Origin of the sequence: Methanosarcina vacuolata Z-761 (genome assembly GCF_000969905.1) — an archaeon.
GTDB classification, from domain to species: Archaea; Halobacteriota; Methanosarcinia; order Methanosarcinales; family Methanosarcinaceae; genus Methanosarcina; species Methanosarcina vacuolata.
The window spans coordinates 1,686,193-1,705,953 of sequence record NZ_CP009520.1 but is presented as its reverse complement, the minus strand read 5'-3'; the positions used below and the strand labels follow the sequence as shown (position 1 = coordinate 1,705,953).

Below are 19,761 nucleotides of genomic sequence, written 5' to 3'. Positions count from 1 at the left end.
TGTCTTAAAATTAAATTTGGTTCTATAATTGGGATAGGACTTATGCATTTAAATGATAAACGGAGTGTCAAACTGTTAATGTCCAAAACGAAAATTTAAACCATGATGTTTGTTGTGTTTGATTTTATGCATCGAGTGTGTAATATGAATTTAAAAGGAACGTTGCCTATTATCCAATTGTATAAATTATTTGAATTTTAAGACGGCTTCTGAGATAATCTGAATCCTTCATGGAAATACGGGTTATGAGAAAAGCCAGTGTAATAGCGTTAAAGATTTTCAAAAGCTAATAAAACCATTTTTTAACAACCCCGAAGTGATCATATGAAATTATCCGATATTGAGGAAAAAGACCTGAAAAAAGGGCAGCCTGAGAAAGTAGAAGAAAACGCTACAGTCAACATCCTCGATGTCCTTGCTGAAGAAGGCATCAGTGTTCAGGACCTTGCTGATACGGCTCTGGAAATGTACGTTCCCCATCCAGGGCTTGAGACCAGAGAGAAAGCCGACGCTTTATTTAAGAGAGAACTTAAGTATGCACTTTCAGATCCAAACCTCTGCCTTCTAATCTATTCCGGGGTCTTGCTGGAGCGGGAAGGCAGGGCAGGAACCCTTCCGAACCTTAGCAAAAGTTCTTATGAAAAAGACCTTACTTTTATAATTGCAGATGAAGTGCTCGGCACAAGTATTGCAACCTATATCAGCGGTTCCAAGGGCGCTTTTGAGTTTGTCAGGTTTGACAAACAGAAACCTGGAATCCTTGCAAAGCTCGGGCCTTTTATGGATGACGTTATCGGGGGCCTTATAGGAGGCGTGTCTTCCAATATGTATTCAAGAGGTATGGCAGAATTTGTAGGGACGGACTGAAAGAAGGAAATGATTGAAAAACAGGCGGTGCGCGATGAATTCATATTTGCTTGCTTTTAAATCTGGGTTTGGTTTCCTGTCCACTATTCCTGTGGGGATTAGCATGGAAGGAATCGACGAACTCATGAAGAAAATCTACTTTTATCCCGTTGTGGGAGCCGTACTCGGGCTTCTCATAGGTGCAGTTGCATTCATAGGGCAGGTAATATTTCCCGGGCCTGTGCTTGCAGCCCTTATCATGGGATTCATATATTATATTACAGGCTTTAATCACCTCGATGGAGTCACGGACATTGGGGACGGTTTTATGGCCCATGGGTCACATGAGAAGAAAATCAAGGCCCTGAAAGACACGACCATCGGGACAGGAGGAGTATCCTTTTGCATTCTCGTATTACTTACTCTGTACAGTTCGATAAGGGCAATACAGCAAGGAGGTTCCGTTGTTTTTGGAGCTAACCTTCCGGCTTTAATGCTTGCATCAATGTTTATTGCAGAGGTCAGTGCAAAACAGTCCATGCTAACTATTGCTGCCTTTGGAAAGCCCATACCTCCGCAGGAAAAACAGGCTTACCCTGGCCTGGGAGCCATGACTATAAGCGGAGCGACCAGAAAGAATTTTCTGATTGGATTCATATTCGGAGCTATAGTTTGCTTTCTGCCTTTTGGATGGATAGGGCTGTTGCCTTATCTGGGAGCCTGTATCTCGGCTCTGGTAATTCTTAACCGAAGCTATGCCCATTTTGGGGGATTAAACGGTGATGGAATTGGCACTGCTAACGAAGTTGGTCGGGTAACTGCACTCATTATTATCGCAGTTCTCCTGAATTTTTCATTGAATGGATACATGGGAGGTTTAAAATGGACGCTATTGTAATGGCAGGGGGGTTCGGACAGAGGCTTGGAATGGGAGAAAAGCCTTGTGTTGAATTGCTTGGAAAACCACTTATAGCCTATGTGATAGATACCCTGAGGGCCTCAGATAATATAGACAGAGTTTTTGTAGCGGTCTCCCCTGTTACCCCAAGGACAGAAATTATGATCCAGGAACGCTACAAAGGAGAAGTTCGCGTAATCAGGACTTTTGGCGGAAACTATGTAGGGGATATGGTCCACGCGGTAGAAACCGCAGAAACGGTTGGGCCTGTAATGATTATTATGTCGGACCTTCCCCTGATAAACCCTGAACTTATCGATTCTGTAATCAAGAAATATAGGGAAGAAGGAAAGCCAGCGCTCTCGGTATATGTTCCTATAAATGTCTGCAAAGGAGCCGGAATCAGGCCGGATACGGTCTTTAACAAGGATGGGAAGCTGATAGTACCTTCCGGAATTAATATTCTGGACAGTTCTCAAATCCGAAACGAACAGGAAGACTTTAATCTGATACTTGATAATCCCAAACTAGCAATAAACGTAAATACCGTTAAGGATTTGCAGCACTGCAAGGATCTGCTGCAGGGCCAAGAATAAAAAACTTATAGAGGTGTCAGAGATTCTATCTGTAAAAAACCTGGTGCTAAGCCGTGATGGAAAGAAAATCCTGCGAGGGGTCAATCTTGAGGTAGGCGACCGGGAAATTCACAGCATTATCGGCGCAAATGGTGCAGGAAAAAGTACCCTTGCCTATACCCTGATGGGACTCCAGGGTTATGAACACGAGGAAGGCAGCCTCATCTTTAATGGGGAAGATATTTCAAAACTTTCAATAACCGAACGTGCAAAAAAAGGCATTACCCTTGCCTGGCAGGAACCTGCCCGCTTTGAAGGGCTGAAAGTAAGGGATTATCTGGCAATCGGGGCAAAAGGCAATGGAGGCGCTACTGAAGAAGAGCTGAAAGAGGCCCTGAGGAAGGTTGACCTTAGACCTGAAAAATACCTGGATAGGGAAGTTGGAGAGGCGCTCAGTGGAGGTGAAAGAAAACGCATAGAACTTGCGTCCATAATTACAATGAAACCGAAGCTTGCTATTCTCGACGAGCCCGACTCCGGAATTGATGTTGTTTCCTTAAAGGAAATCGTAAACCTGATCCAAACTTTCAAAGAAAACGGTTCCTCGGTACTTGTAATCACACACAGGAAGGAAATTGCAGCCGCTTCCGATAAAGCATCCCTGATGTGCGAAGGGGTTATCCTCAGGAGCGGAGACCCCCTGGAAATCAGTGAATTTTTCAAAAACAGGTGTATACCATGTGACAGCAGGGTATCCCCACCAAAGGCGGCCTGAAAAATGACTCAGATAACTCTTAATACGCTTTCCAGCGAAATCAAAGATATGGACGCAGCCTATTCGGCATCCGGTGGAGATGCTGAAATCCTGCATAACCATGAGCTTGCAAGCCTTGTGATAAGCGGAAATAAGGTTCTTAATGCGAATGGGATAGAAGGAATTGTGCTCGAACCCCAGGAGACCGAACATGGAGTGGACGTTAAACTGACCATTAAGAAAGGGTACAAAATTCCATTTCCTATCCACCTTTGCTTCGGGCTTATTCCTGAAGATGGGCTCCAGGAAATAAATATGAATTTTGTAGCCGAAGAAGACTCGGCTGTTGAACTCATCGCTCACTGTACATTCCCTAATGCTGTAAAGATTATTCATAGAATGGAGGCTCAAATGCATATAGGGAAGAATGCTTCATTAAAGTACACAGAAACTCACTTCCACGGACCACATGGAGGAGCTCAGGTAATTCCAAAGGCCCATGTAAAGGTAGAGGAAGGCGGCAGTTATTTCAATAATTTCTCCCTGATCTCGGGAAGAGTAGGAGTTCTCGAATTCGACTATGACGTGGATGCCGAAAAAGATTCTATCTGTGAAATGGTTACCAAGGTCTACGGAAAAAAGGACGACAAAATCAGGATCATGGAAAAAGTATCCCTTAATGGGGAAAACGCCAGAAGTGTGATCAAAAGCCGACTGGCCATTACAGAAGATGCGGAGTCGGAGTTTAAGGGAATTACTGAAGGTCATGCACCAAGATCCAGAGGACATGTGGACTGTTTGGAGGTTCTTCAGGGCAATGCAAAAGCCGAAGCTGTCCCGATTATACGCGTTGATAATCCCCTGGCCAAGGTAACTCACGAAGCAGCAATCGGGTGTGTGGACAAAAAAGAAGTCGAAACTCTTATGGCCCGCGGCCTCGAAGAAGACGATGCTATTGACACTATCGTAAAGGGAATGCTGGCTTGAAGCCTCTTATTCCCTTTTACAGGGCATCAATTAAGTGTGTCAGTAATGAAATGTAGAAAGCTAAAAGATGTACAGAGTTAAAAAATGTAGAAAATTAAAAGGCGTACAGAGTTAAAAAATATAGAAAGTAAATCCCGGAAATTGATAAAAGGGTCCCTAAATTTAGTTTGAGTAAGAGGTGGGAAGTATAATTGGTGAAATTATTATCTTTGAGAAAAAATATTCAGAAAAAAACCTGCAACTTATTACCGGAAAAAAAGATATATCTTCGCATTACCAGGATATTCCTGAAGAGATGCTGCTTTTAAGTGAAGTTATAGAAGATCCCCTCAAACTCCCTTACATGCTGGAAGCTTTCTATACCGCACCGATAAAGAATGAAAAAGCCTTTCATTTTGCTCTCGTGCGAGTCCAGGTAGACTCTGACCTCAGGATGCATGAGGATATCCAGAAATACCAGCAAAGGAAGTACGTAGCCAAAACCCTGGAAAAACTGCTCTACGGAGAGCTTATGCTTTCTGTAGGAGAAAACTCAGGCACGGAAGGGGATTAATTGCTTTATCTGTTTTTTAAATTTTTGTAATATAACCTTCTATTCGTCACTAATTTTATATTGAATTTTACTAAGTTCATTTTTGTTTATGAATAGAAAATTTTATTTATAAATAGAAAAATTTGTTCATTAATAGAAATTTTTCAGATCCTATAGTTTTTTATTCCAATAATAAATTCTAATTTTTGAGATCCCTGTTTTTTAAATTTTCAGAACATATAAAAACTCAAAGTAGTATAAAAATTCAAATATAAACAGTAATGAATGAATTTAGTTTTTACCAAGCCCATCAGTTAATAAAAGAAAACTTATTATCTTTTAATTTACAAGTATTCCATATAATTCTATAAAGTCTTCTTTATCTTGTCACCTGTATAGTCGCACTTAGTTGCAATAATCAACTTAACCCAAAAAATCCGGATTCAGTGAATTGCTATACTATCCTTCCATAAAGTCGGTTAAGTTTCAATATAATTTAAAACCTCAATAAATTCAAAATGATCTATATACTGGCGGTCTAAAATGAAAGGAAAGAATTTTAATAGAATGTTTAGGAGGCAGACCTTAACCAAAGTTTTGGGAATAACGGTACTTGCTTTTTTAATGTTAGTGAGCATCGCAGGTGCCTCACAATTCGCATACATTACAAATGCACAGAGTAACAGTGTCTCTGTAATTGACACAGCCACAAACAAAGTTACAGCTACAATACCTGTAGGGTCCAACCCTCTGGGAGTTGCAATTAATCCAAATGGGACAAAGGTTTACGTCGGAAATGCTCTTAGCAATGATGTATCTATAATCGACACGGCAACAAATAATGTTATAGCCGCAGTGCGTGTAGGAAATTCTCCCCAGGGAGTTGCAGTCAGCCCTAACGGAAAAAATGTATATGTAACAAACCGTTACAGCAACAATGTTTATGTGATTGATACCACCGCAAATACTGTTGTAAGTACAGTGAATACGGGAAAGTATCCAGAGGGAGTAGCGGTAAGTCCTGATGGAAAAAAGATATATGTAACAAATTATGGGGACAATACTGTCTCTATAATTGATACTGCCACAAAAGCTGTTATAACCACGGTATCTGTAGGAAGAGGTCCCAAGGAAATTGCGGTCACACCAGGCGGAAACAGGGTGTACGTGGTGAACTCTGATGGCGGGAGCATCTCCATAATTGACACGGCAACAAACAGCGTTACAAACACGATGAAGGTAGAAGGAACTCCCTTTGGAGTTGCAGTTACTCCAGATGGAAAAAAGGTGTATGTGACTAATAACGCTGAATATTTCAGCACTGTTTCTGTAATTGACACGGCAACAAACAAAATTACAGCCACGATACCCGTAGGCCCCGATCCTAAGGGAATTGCAGTCACTCCGGATGGAAAGAAAATCTATGTAGCAATTAACTTTTATAACACTGTCTCTGTGATTGACACAGCAACCAACGCTGTTACAGCCACGATGCTTGCAGGAAAAAGCCCTTACGCTTCAGGCCAGTTTATAGGTTCTATTCCATTACAACCAGTTTATCCTTTAGCAAACTTCAGCAGCAATATCACATCAGATTACGTTTTCCTTTCTGTACCCGTGCAGTTTACAGATCTCTCAATAAATGCAACTAAATGGGCCTGGGACTTTGGAGACGGGTCTGGTTCGACAAAGCAGAACCCCACACATACCTATTCTGCAACAGGAATCTATACTGTTAGACTGACTGTAAGCAATTCAAAAGGTACAGATTCAAAGCTTGCGACAGTAAATGTTGTACCAAAAGGGTCTCCTTCACCTTCATATGCATTCATTACAAATCTTGACAGCAACACTGTTTCTGTGATTAACACAGGGAACAACACCCTTACAGCCACAGTGTCTGTAGGGACCGAGCCTTTTGGAGCTGCAGTTAGCCCGGATGGAACAAAAGTATATGTAACAAATACCAAATACGGCGAAAGGGGTACGGTTTCTGTAATTGATACAGCAACAAACAAGGTTACAGCTATCGTGGATGTAGGCTATAAATATAGTCCCTGTGGAATTGCAGTCACCCCGGACGGAAAAAAACTATATGTGGCAGACCGTGACATAAAAGCTGTCTCTGTAATTGATACATCTACAAACACTGTTACAGCCACCGTGCCTGTAGGAGTTAATCCTTTAGGAGTTGCAATCACACCGGATGGAAAAAAAGTATACGTAACGAACCGTTACAGCAACACTGTTTCTGTAATTGATACCAGCACAAACACTGTTATAGCGACTGTGAAAGTTGGATCTGGCCCTTGTGGAGTTACAATTAACCAGGCGGGAACAGAACTATATGTGATGAATTGTGAAAGCAATACTATTTCTATAATTGAACTAAGTTCAAACACTGTTACAGCCACAGTGCCTGTGGGACAATGGCCTATGGGGGTTGCAGTAACTCCTGATGGAAAAAAGGTGTATGTGGCAAATGAAGGCAGCAACAATGTATCGGTAATTAACACCGCAACAAAAACTGTTATAGCAACTGTAAAAGTCAAAAAAAGCCCTTACGGAATTGCAGCCACTCCGGACGGAACAAAGGTATATGTAGCGAACTCCGGCGATAGCGATCATCTCGGAAACACTGCCTCTGTAATTGACACTGCTACAGATAAGGTTACAGCCACAGTAAACACAGGCTTCAGGCCTATTGCTTTCGGTCAATTTATTAGTCCTCTTCCAGCACAACCAGTTTATCCTGTTGCAAACTTTAGCAGCAATTTCACATCCGGTTACGCTCCTCTTTCAGTCCAGTTTACGGATTTCTCAAAGAATGCGGATGGGTGGAACTGGGATTTTGGAGACAAATCCACTTCGACACAGAAGAATCCAGTACACACTTATTCCAGAGCAGGGAATTACAATGTAACGTTTAAAGTAAACAATAAAAACGGTACTGATTCGAAATCTGCCACAGTAACTGTTTTAGCACATCCAGGATTTTCTGCGTCCCCAACTTCAGGCAGAACGCCACTTAGAGTTAGTTTTACTGACCAGAGCACCGGATCGCCAGCCTCATGGAACTGGACTTTTGGAGATAAAACTTATTCAACGGAAAAGAACCCTGTGCATGTATATAAAAAATCAGGAAAATATTCTGTTACACTGACATTGAACGAAACGGGAACCAAGACTGCAGTAACAAAATCCAGCTATATAACTGTTTCAAACGGGTATGAAACCCCTATTGCTGCTTTCTCTGCATCTTCAGCCTCAGGGAAATCACCTCTTACTGTTAGTTTTACTGACCAGAGTAAAGGGTCGCCAACATCATGGAAATGGACTTTTGGAGACGGCACGTACTCAACCGGAAAGAACCCTACACATACATACAGCAAAGCAGGATTGTATTCTGTTACATTAGCAGTAAATAATGCATATGGCAGTAATACATTAACAAAAACTGACTATATTGTTGTTTCAAACATTTTTAATCCGCCTGTCACCAGTTTCTCTGCGTCCCTTATTTCAGGAAAAGCACCTCTGGCGGTTGATTTTTCTGGCAAGGGCACAGGGTCGCCAACTAAATGGAAATGGGTTTTCGGAGACGGGAATACTTCAACAGAAAAGAATCCTGTGCACATATTCAACAAATCAGGACTTTATTCTGTAACATTAACAGCAAGTAATGAAAAAGGCAGTAATGCCCTGACAAAAACCGGCTATATTGCTGTCTCAAGCACTTTAAATATTCCGGTTTCCAAATTCTCTGCATCCCCGACTTCAGGAAAAGTGCCTTTTACGGTTAGTTTTACTGACCAGAGCACCGGGTCGCCAGCCTCGTGGAAATGGACTTTTGGAGATGGAGGTAATTCAACAGAAAAGAACCCGGTACACACATACAATGAGGCAGGGCTATACTCTGTTAAATTGACAGTGAGTAATGCAAACGGCAATAATGCTCTGACAAAAACAGGTTATATTGCTGTCGTCTCAAACGCTTTAAACAACACTCCTGTTTCCAAATTTTCTGCCTCCCCTGTTTCAGGAAAAACACCTCTTACTGTTAGTTTTACTGACCAGAGCACAGGGTCACCAGCCTCATGGAAATGGAATTTTGGAGATGGAAGTAATTCAACAGAAAGAAATCCGGTACACACATACAATAAATCCGGAAATTATACCGTTGATTTAACAACGACTAATGAGGAAGGCAGTAATAAGTTGCAAAAATCAAAATATATAAATGTAGTTTCTGTGAACGGTAGTGTGGTATCGAGTTCAGGATATATTGTTCCTGTCTCAGCTTTTTCGGCAACTCCAACTGTAGGAAGTATGCCTCTTACTGTTAGTTTTACTGACCAGAGTAAAGGGTCACCAACTGCATGGACATGGAATTTTGGGGATAAGAACACTTCAAAAGAGAAAAATCCGGTACACACATACACTAAGTCCGGTAGATATGCAGTTACATTGACAGCAAGTAACGCGAACGGCAGTAATACTTTGACAAAATCCAGCTATATTTATGTCTCAAACGTTTTAGCTCCTCCTGTTGCCGGTTATTTTGTGTCTCCTGCTTCAGGAAGTATGCCTCTTAAGGTTATATTTACCGACCAGAGCACAGGGTCACCAACTGCATGGAGATGGGCGTTTGGAGATGGAAACACTTCAGAAATGAAAAATCCGGTACACACGTATAGTAAATCAGGACGATATACTGTTACATTAACAGCAAGTAATGCAAATGGCAGTAATGCCTTGACAAAATCCAGCCATGTTGTTGTATCAAGCATTTTAGCTCCTCCTGTTGCCAGCTTCTCTGCATCTCCGGTTTCAGGAAAAGCTCCACTTACTGTTGGTTTTACTGATCAGAGTACAGGATCACCAACTAAATGGAAATGGGTTTTCGGAGACGGGGACAATTCAACAGAAAAGAATCCTGTACATACATATAATAAATCAGGGCTATACCCTGTTAAATTGACAGCAGTTAATGCAAATGGCAGCAGTGCCCTGACAAAAACAGACTATATTGCTGTCTCAGGTGTTTTGACTGCTCCTGTTGCTAATTTCTCTGCGTCCCCTGCTTCAGGAAAAGTGCCTTTTAAGGTTAGTTTTACTGACCAGAGCACTGGATCGCCAACATCATGGAAATGGGTTTTTGGAGATGGGAACAATTCTACAGAAAAGAATCCTGTACACACATACAATAAATCAGGACTATATTCTGTTACATTGACAGCGAGTAATGCAAACGGCGATAATACATTGATAAAAACCGGATATATTGCAGTTTCAAACTCCCTTGTCGCTGCTTTTTCTGCATCGCCAACTTCAGGACCCGTACCGTTTAATGTCAGTTTTACTGACAACAGCACTGGATCACCAGCTTCATGGAAATGGGCTTTTGGAGATGGAAATACTTCAACAGAAAAGAATCCTGTACACACATACAACAAAACAGGAGGATATACTGTTAGCTTAACCGTAGATAACTCCGAAAGCAGCAGTACTGAAACCAGATCCAGATATATCATAGTTAGTAAGTAAAAATCTTGCTCAAAAAATGGCTTTGTAGAAACCCATCTATACCAGCTTCAAGAGGATAATTATAGATAAGGAGACATAATGACATCCAGTTTAAATTAATAAGGATTCATTTATCAAATTTTTGTGGATTAGGTGGAGTCAAACAAAAGTGTGTTTTGTTGCTTTCTCACAAAACACACATGAAATTCTTCGAATAAAAAAGAGCTTACAAACAGAATTGCCTTCGGACTTGAGTTTTTCATTGCAGCCGATGTTCTTGAAACCGTAATTAATCCATCCCGAGGACCTGCTCCTTGTGGAACTTGAACTTGAGGAAAATTGTGAAGAAGGGGAAAGGAATTCAACCGCCGGTATCGGATTCTTACTAAGACTGCTGACGTCCGCTGGATTGATGAGAAAACCTTTATCCAGCGTAATGAGGAAGGAGAAGTTACTCATTTTCAGGGCATTATAGAAGATATAACCCGAAATGTAAAAAGTGCCTGACCTGTAGATTGAAATCAGGAAAAATAAGAAGCAATCTTCAGGCTTTAAGAGTCGGAATTGAAGTGATTTTCATGCTTCTTCGGTTAAGTAAGGGATTGTGAAAACTACGTCCATTTCCACAATATTTGTTAAATAGTTTAATAGTTGCGGGCTGGAACAGGGTATCTATTTTATACAAAGAGACGAAAATTTAAAGCCAGTTTCTAATGCAAAATCGATAGTTTTTTGGCAAGAAAATTCCTTAACCGATGACCAATGAAGTGATTATAATTATTTTCGGATTTCATGAGTAAAAGTAAATTTCATGTATTTGATGAATATTTAAAAATATAACGAAGTTTAAAAAACAACTTCAAGCGATGGATTAAACTGTATAACTGTATGGTAAAATATTTGCACATTTTTTGAGTTGAAAAACTCCATTGAATTTGAAGAGGATACCAGTAAAAGAACAATTGAATTGAAAACTCTTTTTATTCTGAGGAAACCGGGATGAAAAAAAACAATAGAATCAATGTATGTGGCAGGACTATAAATTATGAGATCGTATACAGTAAAAAGCGAAAGAGTGCAGCTATTTTAGTCCGTCCGGACATGAAAGTCGAGTTTCGGGCACCTCAGTGTCTGAGTGCAGACACTATTCAAGGAATGGTTGAAAGAAAAGCCTGGTGGATATTTAAAAAGCTTGAATGGTTCGAGGAAAACAGACTTCCTGATCAAAAAAAGCAGTATTGTGACGGGGAGGTTTATCTTTATCTGGGCAGAGAATGTCCTCTGAGAATCACATCCATGAATAACATTAAAAAACCTCTGGCTTTTTTCCAGGATTCCGAACTTAAGGTTGAGATTTCTGAGAATACTTCTGAAGATCAGCTTCCCTTTCTGGTGAAAGAAGCCGTCTGGAATTTTTATAGCAAACGTGCCGAAGAGGAAGTTGAGAAGCTTCTGAAGATTTATTCGAAAAAGCTCGGGGTAGATACTCCAATATTTAAAGTAAAATACCAGAAAAAGCGCTGGGGAAGTTGTTCTGCAGAGAATGTATTGAGGATAAATTTCCAGCTTATAATGGCACCACCGAAGCAGCTTGAGTATGTAGTAGTGCACGAACTCTGCCACGTAAAAGAGAAAAATCATTCGGCACGGTTCTGGAAATTTGTTCGAGAACTCATGCCTGATTATGAAAAACACAGAAATAGCCTGAAAAAAGACGGCTGGAAATATGTTCTTTGAAGCCAGTAAAACTAACACTAACTTTAATTGAAAATCATTTTATCCATAAAGAAAACAGAAGGAATTCAACAGAAGGAATTTAACAGAAGGAATTCAACAAAAGGAATTTAACAGAAGGAATTCAACAGAAGAAATTTAACAGAAGAAATATTACAGAAGAAATTCTATTATTAGCCTTTCCTTATTTAAAAAAACATTTCAGGTTCACCCATGCAAAATATACTCTCAGTTCAGTCACTCACGAAGAAATTTGATGATTTTACAGCTGTAAAAGATATCAGTTTCAACGTTGAAACCGGCTCGATCTTTGCTTTTCTTGGCCCAAACGGGGCGGGAAAGTCCACAACTATCAAAATGCTCACAACTGTTTTGAAGCCCACATCAGGAAAAATAAGCATTAACGGTTTCAATGCGCTTAAAGAGCAGGATAACGCCCGTGCATCTTTCGGAATAGTCTTTCAGGACTCCAGCCTTGATGAAGAACTGACTGCTTACGAGAATATTGTTTACCATGCAGTCATCTATAAGGTACCTAAAAAGGAAAGAGATGAAAGAATCCAAAAAGCCCTGGAAATTGTCGGGCTCTGGAACAGGCGGGAAGACTATGTTAAAAGCTATTCCGGCGGCATGAAGCGCAGGCTTGAGATTGCGCGGGCGCTTGTCCACTACCCGAAAATCCTTTTCCTTGACGAGCCTACAGTAGGCCTTGATCCCCAGACCCGAAATTCTATCTGGAGCCATATCAAGAGCCTGAACAAAGAAAAAGGAATGACAATTTTTCTGACCACGCATTACATGGAAGAAGCCGAAGCAATTGCAGACCAGATTGCAATCATTGACCACGGAAAAATTATAGAGTCCGGCACTGTTGAAGAAATAAAGAAACAGACGGAAACCGACTCCTTAGAAGAGGCTTTTCTGAAATTAACAGGCCGGGATATCAGGGACGATAACGAATCTGGACACAGAGTACGAGCTATAAGGGGTATGAGAAGGAGGGTCAGGCATTGATCGAGGTAATCTATATCCTCTGGCTCAGGCAGCTAAAACACTACTGGCGCTCAAAAGCGAGGTTGCTTGGTTCTCTCGGGCAGCCTCTGCTCTTTCTGATAACATTTGGATTCGGGTTCGGCCCGATGTATACGAGAGCAAGCGGAGGGGCAAACTACCTGGATTTTCTTGCACCAGGAATCGTCTCAATGTCCATCCTGTTCACTGCTGTATTTTCGGGGCTTGAGGTTATCTGGGACAGGCAATTCGGCTTTCTGAAAGAGACTATGGTAGCTCCTATCTCAAGGACAGAAATTATGATCGGAAAAACTCTTGGAGGCGCAACTATAGCCATGATCCAGGGTCTAATCGTGTTGAGCCTGACCTATCTACTCGGGTTCAGAATTCCAGGCCTTGCAAGCCTTGCCGTCGGGCTGGTCTTCATGTCCCTAATAGCTATCTTCTTTACAGGCCTGGGCCTTGCCATAGCCTCAAAGATGAAAGATATGCAGGGCTTCCAGCTGATTATGAACTTCCTGATCATGCCTATCTTCTTCCTATCCGGCGCCCTTTTCCCCCTAGAAAACCTGCCGCCGTCGATCTATTTTATAAGCAGGATCGATCCCCTTACCTATGGGGTAGATGGCTTAAGAGGAGCAATTGCCGGAATGAACGTGTTTGGAATCTATAATGACCTGGCAGTAATAGGTTTGCTCTCGGTTCTTGTCTGCATGGTTGGAGCATTCTTGTTTTCAAAAATAGAGGCATAAATGCCTCCTTTTTTTAAAAATCTACAAATTCAAGGTTCAAAGTTCAATATAAATTGAGGTATTATATAGGTCACTGATGATTATTCTACACCAGTGTCGTACTATTATATACCTTAAAATTATTATAGATTTAAATCAGGAATCTGACTAACTGAGTTGGGAATTCACGGTTACTCAAGATTTAAGGCAGGTTCCCTGGATTGACATATTAAAAAATGAGGCATAAAGGTGCTAGATATTATTGAATTTTTAGCCCTGGGGTCATTTCTCGGCCTTGCTGCAGGAACATCTCCAGGCCCATTGCTTGCTGTAACCATTTCTGAAACTCTACAGTATGGCAAGTGGGAAGGAATAAAGGTTGCAGTGTCGCCTCTGATTACGGACCTGCCAATCGTTTTATCCGTATTGTATGTGCTGTCGCATCTGAAAAGTTATGATTTTATTATCGGAATCATTGCGTTTTTTGGGGCTTCATATCTAATATATTCAGGAATCGAATTACTGAAAATCAAAAAAGACAGCTTTGAATTAAATGTAGAAAAAGAGGATGCCCTTAAAAAAGGAGTTATTGTGAATTTTGGAAACCCACATCCATATGTCTTCTGGTTTTCCATAGGTGGGCCGATAATTTATAAGAGCCTGAACACTCAGGTTTCAGCCACGATTCTGTTTATATTAGGGTTTTATATCTTTCTTGTCGGGTCAAAGGTAGCCATCACATTAATTGTAGAAAAGTCAAAGTCCTTTATAAACAGTAAACACTACTTTTCTATTATCCGTGCTATGGGGATTGCACAGATTATCTTCGGATTGACTTTTATTAAAATGGGTTTGAGCTCACTAAATATTATATGATTGTTCTGTTCACAGACGGAAAAGAATGTGACATTAAAAACGGGATACGAAAAAGTAAAACAAGAAGAACGGACCGTGTTATAAAAGGGATTGAAGAGAAAGAAAGACAAAGAAAGACAAACTAAAGAGGCTGCCGGGGAAGGGAAGAATAGAAAAGACTGAAAACACCGAAAATTAGGCAGGAGAAGTTAGAGTAAGAAAGGCATTAAACCTGTTCTTGCTACTGGAAACAAAAGTATGCAAGAAGGCAGATCTGCCAGTGTTAAAATAAAAAGTAAAAAGGGAGTTATCCCTTTTATTAATTTACCTTTATTACTTTACCTTTATTGCTTTACAGTTATTTTCATGCAGCTTTTATTTTAATGGCTGACTTTTTAATCTGCTGTACGTGACAATTTCCAGCACCATATACAGTTACTTTTGCGTCATAGGTACCAGGCTTTTTTATAATAAGTGAACAATTGCAGATATGCTTTACCGTGCAGTGTGTACAGTAAGATCTGCAGGATGCAACTACTTTTCCATTTTTATCCAATACCTGGTATTGAACACTTTTAACAGTGCCTGACGTATAAGTTGTAAACCCTACTTTAGCTGGTGCTATTCCAGTTGGATTGTTTACTGTGAACTTGACAATTTTTACATTACAAGCAGCATTAGCTGAAGCGCCTGCAGTAGCAGTACATAACGTCAAAACCAATAATACTAATATAAAGAAATTTGTTGTTCGTTTCATCAGGTCGTATGAATAGACAACATTGATTATATAATTATAGAAACGGTTTGAATAAATGTAAATAAATATAAATAAATTTGAACATGTGGCGGTCTGGGATGTATACTCATTCATAACCCCTAAAACTTGAAGATAATTAGTCAGTAGACGATTTGTGAATTTACTGTGAGAATGTGACCTGAATTTTAGTCTCAAACCTGAATTTTAGTTTGAAACCTGAATTTTAGTCTCAAACCTGAATTTTAGTCTCAATACACTTTATAAGACTCAACAACCTTCATTGGTAAGTTATATCCCCCCCGCTATTAAACAAGTACTGGGATTTACATATACCACCCTCGGCAATATTAACAATATAGCCTTCATTATACGGTCCGACGCCTTTACCCATATAATTTGAAGAGAATAAATCTGCTGTATTAAAAACACTACATGCATGACCAGGACTACCAGTAAAACTGGTAATTTCAGATAAGGTTTCAGTTAAGGGCATACTTGCTTGAGGCCCGAAACCACATTAGCAAGAAGCTCAATAGGGATTCCCATAATCATTTCATCATCTGTAAGCGTGGCGTAAGCCCGGCTTCCAGTGCAACCAAGTGTAACGCCTACTGTTCCTTCTTTATAAACCTGCACAACACCGTCAGAACATACACTCTGTGCTCCTGAAAAGCTAGTTTCAAGCCTTCCTCCTATTCCGTACATTGCTGCCTGTGTAAGTAACATCATCTGTTTAGGATTACCGACAACCATAATGACATCCGGAATAAATGAGGTCTCTTCCAGAGGAGAATACAGAATAGCTTCTGTTGAATTAGGCGGAAGGACTGGGATCATATCAATAGTACGTCTTGAGGCGCCCAGTGTGCTGAATAGCTCGAATTCTTTGTAATAAAGCTCCCCAGTGACCAGATCTTCAGGAACTGAGCCAAGTCCCATTGCACCAGCTCCAACTTTACACATTTGATTTTCATTTAAAGTGTAGAACTCTTCTCGGGTTCTTCTAACTTTATCCATAAATTGACAGTGAGTCATACACTCTTCTGCTTTCTTGATACTTTCCGGAATTTCTGACCCTTTCGAAATCAGCTTTACTGCTACAGGAGACGTTCTGATTTTCAGATGTTTGATCAGTTCCTGTCCATGGCGATTTACTTCTTTAACATCCATATTTTAACACATCCATATTTTTAACTTTAATTTTAAAGTTTTTATAACCTTAGAACCGTAATTTATTTTAAGTTTCTTAATTTTTCAGTTATGAACCTGCAAAACGCCGTCAGAACATACACTCTGTGCTCCTGAAAAGCCTGTTTCAAACCTCCTTCTTAGCATGAAAATACTGCCATCTGCAAGCACTTTCATTGGTTGTGCATGTTATTCAAAAAGTGTCATGTTCTTTTTCTGTAGAATTACAATCTCAAAAAAGTTATATTGTAGAAAACTCCATATCAGAAGGTTACCATCATCTACACAAAAATTTGATTTCAAATTTACAGCAAATTCGAGACATTGACGGAAATCATAAGCGGTGATTCGGACATACTGTTTAAAGTTAAGTTTTTGTGCCTATGTACAACCTTGTTCTTTCGATGCGATGATTTATATTTATTTCTTATTTATATTTCTATTAATATTATATTCTATGAATAATGACTGTTATGTTGCATATGTTTGAAATTGACTAGGACTTATGCAACTGACTGAAGAACCAACAGCATCAGACAGTCAACTACCTAAAACATAACTTTAATTCGCAGTCTTTGCTGTAATTGATTTTGTTCCTCAAGTGCGTAATAGTCCTATTGACTTTGTTGAAGTCCTATTGACTTTGTTGGCAATTGGTAAAGTTGAAACAGATTTGAGGAGTGAATAAATGGGTATAAAAAAGACAGTGGCTATTTTGCTGGTAGTCTGTTTTATAGTATCAGTGACAGTTGCGGCGGTAAGCGCAAACCAGCAAGAATATAACAGAGGCTACAAAGACGGCTGCAGAGACGGCTATAAAGACGGTTTTAAAGAAGGCAAAACCGATAGCAAGAGACCCTACAGTGCATTTATAAAGAAAGAAGCCAGGAAAAGCGACTATGATAAAGGTTACGAAAGAGGTTATAGCGACTGCTTCCCAAAAGGCTATAAAGCAGGCCTGAGAGCTGGATCGGCAGGTGGAAATCAAAAAGAATATGATAGAGGCTACAAAGAAGGCTGCAGAGACGGCTATAAAGACGGATTTAGAGAAGGTAAAGCCGACAGCAGGAAGCCCTACAGTGCATTTATAAAGAAAGAAGCCAGGAAAAGCGATTATGCCAGAGGCTATGAAAGAGGTTATAGTGACTGCTTCCCAAGAGGCTATAAAGCAGGTTTGAATACTTGAACCCAGCTTCGGCAGGTAAACATATAAGTTAATATAATTAATTTTCATATCTGTTTTCTTGACCTTCCATGGCAGATAAAAACAATAATAGAAAAACAATAATAGAAGAGTTGAATCCTCAATAAAACGTACAAGCTTTTGAGGTCACCCTGGTCTCATTGCCGGAGTTTTCCATGAGCTTGAAGTTGACAAATTGATCGATGAGAAACTCCAAGAACGAGATCACAAGGTTCCTTACTTCATCTGCATCCCTATTATGGTACTCAATGACCCTGGTTTCATAGAGCAACGTCTGTACCTTTTTCCTGATTATTTCAGGACTATTTATTCAGGACTATTTATTCAGGACTATTTATTCAGGACTATTTATTCAGGACTATTTATTCAGGACTATTTATTCAGGACTATTTATTCAGGACTATTTATTTCAGGACTATTTCTATAGCAGGCGGTCTCAAAATAACATTTGATTCTACAAAAAGGTTAAAAAATTAGATTTTAAAGCAAGTATGTACCTGAATTCCAGAATAATTTCCGACTTACATTTAAAGTCAATAATATAAATCACTCAATTGTAGAAATGATTCGAGTTTTGAGACAGCCTGTTATTATGGCTCCTCGTTGTTTTTTGTGGATATCTTCGTAATGTCTTCATAAAAACCAATGCGGTCTTGAGTTGAAAAGCATCTTATTCATACGGAATAGCGAAGAGCCTAAATATTTGATTTGTGACAGAAAAAAGAAATAAATTGTATGACTTAATAATATAAATTTGGTAGTTCTTGACTTTTACGATGCTCTCAAAGTAAAGCCAGAAATTGCCCAAAGATAGTTGAAACAGAAAGCTGTAGACAATACAAATAATCCAGTGTCTGGTCAACCGCAAAATGTTAAAATGGCTCTTCGTTGTTTTTTGTGGATATCCTCATAATATTCTCATAAAAACCAATGCGGTTTCGAATTGAAAATCAGCTTACCATAGGGAATGACAAATAGCCTATAAAATCAATTGCAATAATTCAGAACCATTGAATCCTTGATGATCGACTTGACGCTAGTGGAAAACATCGGACAAGATATAAACAGAAGCAGAAGGGCAGATTATGGTACGCATTTCAGACAGGATAACAGTAATTCAGGGAGATATCGTAAAACTGGAAGTAGATGCAGTTGTAAATGCCGCAAATTCAACTCTTCTTGGGGGCGGAGGAGTCGATGGCGCTATCCATAGAGCTGCAGGGCAAGAACTGCTGGAAGAATGTAAGGGATTAAAAGGTTGTGCTACAGGAGAAGCAAAAATTACAAAGGGATATTTTCTGCCTGCAAAATGGATAATACACACTGTTGGGCCGGTATGGCAGGGGGGACAAAAAGGAGAGGATAGCTTGCTGGCTTCCTGCTACAGAAAAAGCCTTGAACTTGCAAGAGAGTATACTATAAAAACCATTGCCTTTCCAGCTATAAGTACAGGAGCGTATAACTTTCCTTCAGAGAGAGCTGCAGGAATTGCAGTTTCCGAAATAGCTAAATTCCTTCAGGGAAATGGATTGCCTGAAAAGGTTTTTCTTGTTTGTTTCAATAAAGAAACATGCAGAAATCTTCAGGAAGCATTTTCAGGAGTCTTTGAAGTTTAATTTAAATTTTAGGCAAATTAACTTTAGGTATTATTTTAGAGATTATAAGTATGTTTATTAACAGTATATTTATAATACGGTTGCCTGCAAAATCAGAAGGATATCTTTAAAAAGACACTTAAAAAATAGGCTGAAAATTAGTCTCCCACGCTCAATTATTGAGGATCGTTTATATACAATGTTAGGAAATTAAATTCTAAACAAAAATTTAATGACAACAGACTTCGGGCTGGATGTAGTGGTGACAGCTCCCGCGGCTTCAGTCGCAGGCATCTATGGAATTTCAACCGACGCTACAAGCGGCTCTTGTAGCATTTGCAGCTTCCAAGACAAAACTTGACAAGTGAGTACAGAACGTGTAAGAACAAATAGCTTGTAAGATCGCAAAAGTTGGTACAGATGAAGGCTGTATCCCACAACAAAAGTTGCGGGGATTGACCATTCGCTTCTCCTAAATTTAACGGTTAACGCTGGTAAATCGTTAACATTTTGAAAAAGATTTTAAATTGGCAAGTGAGAGGCAAAAGCTCGCAAAAACTGATAAGTC

General features: G+C 39.8%; 18 protein-coding genes and 1 pseudogene. 17 read left to right on the top strand and 2 right to left on the bottom strand.

The window, feature by feature from the left end:
* Positions 1–324: 324 nt before the first annotated feature.
* The 13 genes from cobZ to MSVAZ_RS07075 all read left to right on the top strand — a co-directional run bounded on the left by cobZ (position 325) and on the right by MSVAZ_RS07075 (position 14,470).
* Positions 325–867 (top strand): alpha-ribazole phosphatase CobZ, encoded by a 543-nt coding sequence (gene cobZ / locus MSVAZ_RS07125; RefSeq protein WP_048119739.1) that lies wholly within the window; start codon positions 325–327, stop codon positions 865–867.
* Between the two features lie 34 nt (positions 868–901).
* Entirely contained in the window at positions 902–1,744 is an 843-nt protein-coding gene (cobS, locus tag MSVAZ_RS07120) for an adenosylcobinamide-GDP ribazoletransferase (RefSeq protein ID WP_048119737.1), read from the top strand.
* Positions 1,729–2,340, top strand: coding sequence for an NTP transferase domain-containing protein (locus MSVAZ_RS07115; RefSeq protein ID WP_048119735.1), 612 nt, complete (start codon positions 1,729–1,731; stop codon positions 2,338–2,340). Before cobS ends, MSVAZ_RS07115 begins: the two co-directional genes overlap by 16 nt.
* 13 nt (positions 2,341–2,353) lie before the next feature.
* On the top strand, positions 2,354–3,094 hold the full coding sequence (locus MSVAZ_RS07110) for an ABC transporter ATP-binding protein (protein ID WP_232316246.1): 741 nt from the start codon (positions 2,354–2,356) through the stop codon (positions 3,092–3,094).
* 3 nt (positions 3,095–3,097) lie between these two features.
* Positions 3,098–4,060: a SufB/SufD family protein gene (locus tag MSVAZ_RS07105; RefSeq protein ID WP_048119732.1), complete on the top strand. Its 963-nt coding sequence runs from the start codon at positions 3,098–3,100 to the stop codon at positions 4,058–4,060.
* 178 nt (positions 4,061–4,238) lie between these two features.
* On the top strand, positions 4,239–4,613 hold the full coding sequence (locus tag MSVAZ_RS07100; RefSeq protein WP_332310040.1) for a hypothetical protein: 375 nt from the start codon (positions 4,239–4,241) through the stop codon (positions 4,611–4,613).
* 522 nt (positions 4,614–5,135) lie between these two features.
* On the top strand, positions 5,136–10,139 hold the full coding sequence (locus MSVAZ_RS07095; RefSeq protein ID WP_048119730.1) for a PKD domain-containing protein: 5,004 nt from the start codon (positions 5,136–5,138) through the stop codon (positions 10,137–10,139).
* A gap of 216 nt (positions 10,140–10,355) precedes the next feature.
* Entirely contained in the window at positions 10,356–10,445 is a 90-nt protein-coding gene (locus MSVAZ_RS21790) for a DUF1622 domain-containing protein (protein ID WP_084626218.1), read from the top strand.
* Between the two features lie 51 nt (positions 10,446–10,496).
* Positions 10,497–10,625: a hypothetical protein gene (locus MSVAZ_RS21680; protein WP_084626217.1), complete on the top strand. Its 129-nt coding sequence runs from the start codon at positions 10,497–10,499 to the stop codon at positions 10,623–10,625.
* Between the two features lie 492 nt (positions 10,626–11,117).
* Positions 11,118–11,855 carry a M48 family metallopeptidase gene (locus MSVAZ_RS07090; protein WP_048119728.1) on the top strand — a complete coding sequence of 246 codons (738 nt, stop codon included), beginning with the start codon at positions 11,118–11,120 and terminating at the stop codon, positions 11,853–11,855.
* A gap of 210 nt (positions 11,856–12,065) precedes the next feature.
* On the top strand, positions 12,066–12,866 hold the full coding sequence (locus MSVAZ_RS07085; RefSeq protein WP_048119726.1) for an ABC transporter ATP-binding protein: 801 nt from the start codon (positions 12,066–12,068) through the stop codon (positions 12,864–12,866).
* The gene (locus MSVAZ_RS07080; RefSeq protein WP_048119724.1) at positions 12,863–13,615 is read left to right on the top strand and encodes an ABC transporter permease; all 753 of its coding nucleotides are present in this window, start codon (positions 12,863–12,865) and stop codon (positions 13,613–13,615) included. Before MSVAZ_RS07085 ends, MSVAZ_RS07080 begins: the two co-directional genes overlap by 4 nt.
* Before the next feature lie 228 nt (positions 13,616–13,843).
* Positions 13,844–14,470, top strand: coding sequence for a LysE family translocator (locus MSVAZ_RS07075; RefSeq protein WP_048119722.1), 627 nt, complete (start codon positions 13,844–13,846; stop codon positions 14,468–14,470).
* Positions 14,471–14,813: 343 nt separating this feature from the next.
* Here the strand turns inward: MSVAZ_RS07075 and MSVAZ_RS07070 are convergent, their stop codons facing one another.
* Complete coding sequence (locus MSVAZ_RS07070) at positions 14,814–15,206, bottom strand: hypothetical protein (protein ID WP_156150985.1); 393 nt, start codon at positions 15,204–15,206, stop codon at positions 14,814–14,816.
* Between the two features lie 483 nt (positions 15,207–15,689).
* The gene (locus tag MSVAZ_RS07065) at positions 15,690–16,376 is read right to left on the bottom strand and encodes a DUF169 domain-containing protein (protein ID WP_048119718.1); all 687 of its coding nucleotides are present in this window, start codon (positions 16,374–16,376) and stop codon (positions 15,690–15,692) included.
* Between the two features lie 706 nt (positions 16,377–17,082).
* Between MSVAZ_RS07065 and MSVAZ_RS20795 the strand changes: the two genes are divergently transcribed.
* The 4 genes and pseudogenes from MSVAZ_RS20795 (at position 17,083) to MSVAZ_RS21525 (ending at position 19,554) form a co-directional block, all read left to right on the top strand.
* Positions 17,083–17,580: a FliH/SctL family protein gene (locus tag MSVAZ_RS20795; RefSeq protein WP_052725372.1), complete on the top strand. Its 498-nt coding sequence runs from the start codon at positions 17,083–17,085 to the stop codon at positions 17,578–17,580.
* A gap of 121 nt (positions 17,581–17,701) precedes the next feature.
* Positions 17,702–17,900, top strand: a pseudogene (locus MSVAZ_RS20120) (DUF4277 domain-containing protein); the annotation flags it as partial.
* Positions 17,901–18,683: 783 nt separating this feature from the next.
* The gene (locus tag MSVAZ_RS07055; RefSeq protein WP_048119716.1) at positions 18,684–19,214 is read left to right on the top strand and encodes an O-acetyl-ADP-ribose deacetylase; all 531 of its coding nucleotides are present in this window, start codon (positions 18,684–18,686) and stop codon (positions 19,212–19,214) included.
* 211 nt (positions 19,215–19,425) lie between these two features.
* Positions 19,426–19,554 carry a hypothetical protein gene (locus MSVAZ_RS21525; RefSeq protein WP_255351972.1) on the top strand — a complete coding sequence of 43 codons (129 nt, stop codon included), beginning with the start codon at positions 19,426–19,428 and terminating at the stop codon, positions 19,552–19,554.
* Positions 19,555–19,761: the final 207 nt, after the last annotated feature.